7 protein-coding genes are annotated in these 7025 nt (G+C 66.4%); 3 read left to right on the top strand and 4 right to left on the bottom strand.

What is annotated here, in order from left to right; translation table 11 throughout:
- The 4 genes from AB1609_12745 to AB1609_12730 form a co-directional block, all read right to left on the bottom strand.
- Positions 1-718 (bottom strand): ABC transporter substrate-binding protein (locus AB1609_12745; protein MEW6047329.1); only part of this gene is annotated, 718 nt, incomplete at its 3' end.
- 77 nt (positions 719-795) lie between these two features.
- Positions 796-1719 (bottom strand): ABC transporter permease, encoded by a 924-nt coding sequence (locus tag AB1609_12740; protein ID MEW6047328.1) that lies wholly within the window; start codon positions 1717-1719, stop codon positions 796-798.
- Positions 1720-1721: 2 nt separating this feature from the next.
- Entirely contained in the window at positions 1722-2585 is an 864-nt protein-coding gene (locus tag AB1609_12735; GenBank protein MEW6047327.1) for an ABC transporter permease, read from the bottom strand.
- Positions 2586-2788: 203 nt separating this feature from the next.
- Positions 2789-4126 carry an ammonium transporter gene (locus tag AB1609_12730; protein MEW6047326.1) on the bottom strand — a complete coding sequence of 446 codons (1338 nt, stop codon included), beginning with the start codon at positions 4124-4126 and terminating at the stop codon, positions 2789-2791.
- A 227-nt stretch (positions 4127-4353) separates the two neighbouring features.
- On the opposite strand from AB1609_12730, the gene AB1609_12725 reads away from it, so the two are divergent.
- From AB1609_12725 to AB1609_12715, 3 genes are all read left to right on the top strand, one after another.
- The gene (locus AB1609_12725; protein ID MEW6047325.1) at positions 4354-5154 is read left to right on the top strand and encodes a GntR family transcriptional regulator; all 801 of its coding nucleotides are present in this window, start codon (positions 4354-4356) and stop codon (positions 5152-5154) included.
- Positions 5135-6640 carry a sugar ABC transporter ATP-binding protein gene (locus AB1609_12720; protein MEW6047324.1) on the top strand — a complete coding sequence of 502 codons (1506 nt, stop codon included), beginning with the start codon at positions 5135-5137 and terminating at the stop codon, positions 6638-6640. The genes AB1609_12725 and AB1609_12720 overlap by 20 nt, the downstream gene beginning before the upstream one ends.
- On the top strand, positions 6637-7025 hold a 389-nt coding region (locus AB1609_12715; GenBank protein MEW6047323.1), incomplete at its 3' end, for a hypothetical protein. The genes AB1609_12720 and AB1609_12715, both read left to right, overlap by 4 nt.

The following is a 7025-nucleotide window of genomic DNA, read 5'->3' as shown; positions in this document are numbered from 1 at the left end:
CCCGCAGCAGCCGCAGGAACGCCACGAGGGGCTCGACGCCCACCTCGAAGACGAGCTCATCCAGGAAGGGCCGGCCCGGAACGAAGTAGCCGGGATTGCGTTCCAGCACGAGCCGCTGCCCGAGCGCCCACTCTCGCATTCGGAAGGCCCCGGTTCCGACCGGATGGTGACCGAAGTCGGCACCCCAGCGTTCAACCTCTTCTCTGGGCACCACGTGGGCGAAGTTGAGTGCGAGGATGTGGAGGAAGGCGGCATTGGGCTGGTTCAGCCGGAATTGCACCCTGTGGCGGTCAAGCACCCGGATCCCCGTCACTTCGGGCGCCTTTCCATCAATGAACTCCTGGGCCCCCTGAATGTCCAGATAAAAGCCCTGGCCCGGGCTCTGCGTGGCGGGGTTGAGCACCCGCTCCAGGGAGTACTTCACGTCATCGGCTGTGACTTCCCGCCCGTTGTGGAAGCGCACGCCTCCACGGAGCTTGAAAGTGTACGTGAGCCCGTCATCCGAAATGGTGTAGGATTCCGCCAGTTGCGGCTTGAGCTTGGTGGTTCCGGGCTCGTAATCCATCAACCCATCGAAGATTGACTTGATGATGGACCAGTTCTGCCAGTCGTAGCCGATGGCCGGATCCAGTGTCGTAATGTCGCTCAGATAGGTAACCACCATCCGGCCGCCCTGGCGCTGCGCCAGAGCGGAGGCGGCGTACACGGAAAGGAGCACGAAAGCCCCGACGAGACCTGCGCTGAGAGCTATCGAAGCCTTGCGCCGGTTGTTCAAGGTGCCACCCTCCCGCTCCCTCACTGCGAGTATTGGACTCTCGGGTCCATCAGCGGGTAGACGAGGTCCGCCAGCAGGTTGCCTATCACGATCGATACGGCAGCAAAGGTCACCACCCCCATGATGACCGGAATGTCCACCAGCTGGATGGCTTGCCATGCCAGCTGTCCGATCCCGGGCCATGCAAAGACGGTCTCCACCACGACGACACCGCTCATGAAGATGCCGATGTCGACGCCGATCATGGACACCACGGGTAGGATGGCATTGCGAAGCGCGTGCTTGCCGATGACCCGCCATGGACTGAGCCCTTTGGCGACCGCCGTTCGCACATACTGCTGCCCCATCACGTCCAGCATGGAGGAGCGCATCATCCGCGCATACCACCCGCCACCTGCAACACCCAAAGTCAACGCCGGCAGCAAGAGGTGTCGCAGGCCCCCGTAGCCGCCGAGCGGCAGCACCGGTATCAAAAAGCCGAAAACGTAAGCCAGCATCAGGCCCACCGCGAACTGCGGCGCCGAGACCCCCAAGAAGGCCATCACCATCGTGGCCTGATCCAGGCGGTTACCCCGGCGGACGGCAGCCGCCACACCGAGAGGGATGCCGATGGCCAGTTCGGCCAGAATGCCCGCCACGGCCAGCTGGAGCGTGGCGGGAAGCCTGGACAGCAGGAGATCCGTGACCCGCGACTTCTGAACATAGGAGCGCCCCAGGTCGCCGTGCAGAAGTTCCCACAGGTACCTTCCGTACTGCACGGGAAGCGGCTGGTCGAGGCCGAGCTCGTGGCGGATGCGTTCTACCGTCTCAACCGTGGCGCTTCGCCCGGCAATCATGCGGGCGGGGTCGGCCGGTAGGAGGTACAGCAAAAGAAACGTCACGGCGGAAACGCCGAGCAGCACCAGTGCAGCTTGGGCCATCCGGCGCGCCACGTAAGCCAGCATGGCTAGTAGCGCCCCTTCATTTCGGGATCCAGCGCATCGCGAAGGCCGTCGCCCAGCAGGTTGAACGCCAGGGAGGTCAACAGGATGGCCATACCGGGGAAGGCCACGAGCCACGGTGCATCGAGGAAATAGGCCTGGCTTTCGTTGATGATGCCTCCCCATGACGGGGTCGGCGGCTGAACGCCGACACCCAAATACGACAGCGTAGCCTCCAGCATCACCGTCGTGGCGATCCCCAGGGTGCCCCACACCACCATGGTCGGGACGAGGTGGGGGAGCATGTGCCGGAAGAACAGCCGGCCCGTTGAGGCCCCTACGGCTCGGGCAGCGGTGAAGAACTCTCGCCGGGAAAGGGAAAGGGTCTGGCCATAAACCACCCTGGCGATCTGAACCCAGTTGACCAGCGCAATCACCAGTGCCACGATCCACATGCTCGGGCGCAAGATGGCCGCCAGGGCAATGGCGAGCAGCAGCGAGGGAAACGCCATCATGAGGTCGGTAAACCGCATGATGACTGTGCCGAGCCGCCCCTGAACGAAGCCGGCCACGCTGCCGAGCAAGGTCCCGATGAAGAGGGCCACGCCGTTGGCCGCCACGCCGATGATGAGGGACACCCGCGCCCCGTAGATCATCCGGGAGAGCAGGTCACGGCCGAGCAGGTCCGTGCCAAGCCAGAACCGCTGGTTGGGGGGGAGCGGCATGCCTTCGAGGGTGAGCCCGTCGAAGAACTGCTCTGCCGGGTCGTATGGGGCGAGCAACGGCGCAAGGACGGCCGCCAGCACCAGCGTGACAACGACGGCCAGGCCGAACAGGGCGCCGCGACGGCGGAGCAAGCGTGCCAGGGTGGGGTTGTGCAGCCACCGCATCTCGCCAGGTCGGGTTCGTGCGCCGATACCGACAGATTCCACTGCCATGTTGGATACCGCCTGCGCGGGCTTGTTCGGGAGGAAGATCTTAGCAGGAACGTACCATTCGCGCTCTTCGGTGTCAATACGATGGGCACCTGGACCGGCTGGCACGCGGGCAGACGGTGCGCCCCGCCGCGTGGGGCGGCGGGGCGCTGTCGCTTTCAGCCGGTGGCGAGCGACGGCTTGTCGAGCCGCCGGGCCCCGCCGTCGGCCGGCTCGGACACCTGGGGCTGCACGAAATCCGGGTAGGCGACCACGCCATGCTCGTGATAGTCGAGCCCTCGCTGCTCCTCTTCGGGGCTGACGCGCAGGCCCATGAGAGCCTTGATGGCGGCGAACGCCATGTACGAGACGCCAAACGTCCAGGCAAACACCGCCACCACGCCGATGGTTTGAGAGACGAGCTGCCCTATGCCGCCGCCGTAAAGCAGGCCCGTCTCCACGTCAAACAGCCCGACGGCCAGCGTGCCGGCCACCCCGGCGAAGCCGTGCACGGGAATGGCGCCCACGGCATCATCGATCTTGAGCGCCTCGAGCAGGAGCGTACCGGCGTACATGGCAACGCCGCCGATCATCCCGATGATGATGGCGCCCAGGTTATCCACGAACGCACAGCCGGCGGTGATGGCCACGAGCCCGGCCAGCGCGCCGTTGAGGGCGGATCCGACCGAGAACTTGCCGGTGTGGAGCTTTGCCAGGAACAGAGCCGCCAGGGCACCGGTGGCAGCGGCCAGGTTGGTGTTGACGGCCACCCGGGCGATGAGCTCCGTCAGATCTCCCGCAGCGCCGAGCGTGCTGCCCGGGTTGAAGCCAAACCACCCGAACCACAGGATGAAGACGCCCAGTGCCGCCAGCGTCAGGCTATGGCCCTGCAGGCCGCCGTTGCTGCCGTTCGCCGGGTGAGGCGAGCCGGCAAAGCGGCCGATCCGGGGTCCGAGGAGCAAGCACCCCGCCAGCGCGGCCCACGCGCCCACGCCGTGCACCACCGTCGAGCCGGCGAAGTCCTTCATTGGGGTGGCGAGCCCGGCGAGCCAGCCTCCGCCCCAGACCCAGTGGCCGACAATCGGGTAGACGATCGCAGCCATGAGGAAACTGAAGAGCAGGTAGGAGGCGAACTTCGTGCGCTCCGCCATCGCGCCGCTGACGATGGTGGCGGCCGTTCCGGCGAAGACCACCTGGAACAGCCAGAACGCCTGGGTGCCGAGCCCGGTCCACGCAATGGACGGCATCGAGGCCGGGACGAAGAACCCGGTGGTACCTATGAGGCCTGAGGCCGACGCGCCGAACATGAACGCGAAGCCGACGAGCCAGTAGGCGACCGTGGCGGCGGCGAAGTCCATGAGGTTTTTCAGGACGATGTTGCCGGCGTTCTTGGCCCGGGTGAACCCGGCCTCCACCATGGCGAAGCCGGCCTGCATGAAAAAGACGAGGAAAGCGGCAACCAGCGTCCACACCGTATTGATGGCCTGGACAAGGCTTTCCGGGGTCAACTGACTCATCCTCCCTGGGGTGGACTCTTCTTGGCAGCCAATGTTATGACGGCCAGCGGGTGATGTCAAGAGCATGTCAATACTATGTCGTCTGCCGGTCAGGAATGCTTCGCGTTTGGGGCCAGCGTCAGAGGCTCTCTTGACCCCGCTGGCACAGCGTGGTAGCGTGAAGACGGACGGGAGTTCTAGAACACTTCATGCCGCCGGGCAGACGTCGCACCACAGCGAGCCGATACGTGGAAGTCGCCAGGGCGCTCCGGGAGCGCCTGCTGGCCGGCGGCGTCCAGCCGTCCATGCGCCTTCCGACGCAGCGAGAGCTGGCTCGGCAGTTCGGCACCACGCTCATGACCGTCCGCCAGGCGCTCGCGCTCCTGGCCGAAGAAGGGCTCGTCAAAGTCCACCACGGGGTAGGCACATTCGCGGCCGACCCGGGCAGCTTTCAGGATCCGATCCACCTCGCCAGCTTCTCCGAGGAGATGGCCCGGCAGGGCGTCCATATCGAGACGCAGGTCATCGAACGCACCCTGCTGCACGACCGTCCGGGCATCCGCGACGCTACCCACCACGCCTCCAACGCCATCTCCGAGGGCGTCTACCGGGCGCTGGCCGTGCCGCCTGGAAGCGCTGTCTTCGTCATCTCCCGGCTCCGCAGGGTGGGCGATGTGCCGGTGGTGTACCAGCGTTCGTACCTGCCGGCCGACCTGGCGGAAGTCGGCCAGGCGTACGAGGCGTCCGTTCCACTTTACGCATTCCTGCGGGAACAGGCCGGCCTGGTGGCCGCGCGCTCCGAAGAGGTGCTGCAGCCGTGCGCCCTGCCGCCGGCGGCAGCGGAGGTGCTTGCGGCCCCTGTCTCGAGTCCCGGGCTGTTTTCCAGGCGAACCTCTTTCGATGGACACAGCCGCCCGTTTCTCTACGACGAGGCGTACGTCCGGGGCGACCGGGTCGAACTGCACATCTGTCGCACGGGAATCCGGGAGCAGAGCTTCTACCGAATTCTGGGTTGGGAAGTGGGCCGGGATGAACGAGATCGCGCTTGAGGCACGGGGGCTGGTCAAGCAGTTCCCGGGGCTGCGAGCGCTTGACGGGGTCGACATTCAGCTTCGGCGTGGGGAGATCCACGGCCTCGTCGGCCAGAACGGCGCCGGAAAGTCCACGCTGATCAAGATCCTCACGGGCGTTCTGAGCCCTGACGGCGGCACCATTCTGCGGAACGGCCGCCCGGCTCACTACCGCTCCCCCGCCGAAGCGAGCCGGGACGGCGTCGCCGTGGTTCACCAGGAACTCAGCCTCGTTCGGCGCCTGAGTGCCGCGGAAAACCTCCACCTCGGGCGCCCGTACCCCAGGCGGGGGAAAACCCCCTTCGTCGACTGGGGGGCGCTTAACCGCGAGGCTGAGCAGGTTCTCTCGCGGCTTCAGCCGGGCATCCCGGTGGGAGTGCCGGTTGGCAGGCTCTCACCGACCCTTCAGACCCTGGTTGCCATTGCCCGAGCGCTCTCCCTGGAAGCATCCGTGCTCATCCTTGATGAACCGACGGCATCCCTAACGGACGAAGAGGTCAACCACCTCTTTTCGGTGCTGCGGCAGCTCCGTTCGCAGGGGTACAGCATCCTCTACGTCTCGCACCGGCTGAGCGAGGTCATGCAACTTTGCGACCGGGTGACGGTGCTGCGCGACGGCAGGGTGGTGGCGGCCCGCCCCACGGCCGAGCTCGACGGCCCCGAGCTGATCCGGCTCATGACCGGCCAGCGGCTGGGCGTCTCGCAGCCGGCACGCCGCCCTGCCACCTCAGGCGCCCCGGTGCTCGAAGTTCAGGGCCTGTGCGGGTACACAATCAAGGAGGTTTCCTTCACGCTTCGCAGGGGGGAAATCGCAGGACTTGCGGGCCTGACGGGGTCGGGCCGCTCGGAGCTACTGCGGCTGCTTGCCGGTGCGCAAAGGGCGCGCCGGGGCCGGATGCTCCTCGACGGGCGGCCTACCGTGATTCGTTCCCCCCAGGCGGCCCTCCGGCTGGGCGTGGCCCTTGTCCCGGAGGAACGCCGGGCTCAGGCCCTTGTGCCGGCCGCGTCGGTGCGGGAGAACATCAGCCTGGCTCACCTGGCTTCTTATGCCGTTGGGGGCTGGTGGCTGCGCTCCAGGGCCGAAGAACGGGCGGTTCGCGGGCTGGTGGAGCAGCTCAGCATCCGGATCGCGCGCCTTTCCCAGCCCATCGCGCAGCTCTCCGGGGGAAACCAGCAGAAAGCCGTCTTTGCCCGCTTTCTCATGCGCCCTCCAAAGGTGCTGCTTCTGGATGAGCCCACGCGGGGCGTTGACGTTGCGACGAAGTTCCAGATTTACGGGATCATTCGCGATCTGGCCGCCCGAGGCGCCGCAATCCTGATGGCCTCATCGGAACTCCCTGAACTCCTCATTCTGTCCGACCGGATTCTGGTGCTCCACGACGGCGAACTGGTGGCGACGATGGCCGCCGAAGGGGCCACCGAAGAGAGTCTGTCGGCGTTCATGTATGGGAGGCGATCCGCGTGACGAACGCGCCAGGTTCAGCCACACCAGGTTCGGCGACGCCCGGCGGGCCCGGCTCGGCCCCATCCGGCTTAGCGGGATCCGGTTCGGGCGCGCTCCGCAGCCGGCGTCCGCTCGGCCTGCGCACGGCCAGCTACGGGACGTTCCTGGGCTTCCTGGGGGTCGTAGCGCTTTTCTCGGCTCTGCGACCCGATGCTTTCCTTTCTGCCATCAACCTGCGCAACATCCTGGAGCAGGTGGCGATCCTGGCCATCCTCACGGCCACGATGACCATCGTCATGGTGGCCGGGGACTTTGACCTGTCGGTCGGCACGCTCGCCAGTCTGGCGGGGGTCGTTTCGGCGACGCTCCTGCTGGGGGGCGTGCCCGTCTTTGGCGCCGTCCTGGC

This window comes from Bacillota bacterium, from assembly GCA_040754675.1.
Taxonomy (GTDB): domain Bacteria; phylum Bacillota; class Limnochordia; order Limnochordales; family Geochordaceae; genus Geochorda.
This window is presented reverse-complemented; position numbering and strand designations above follow the sequence as displayed.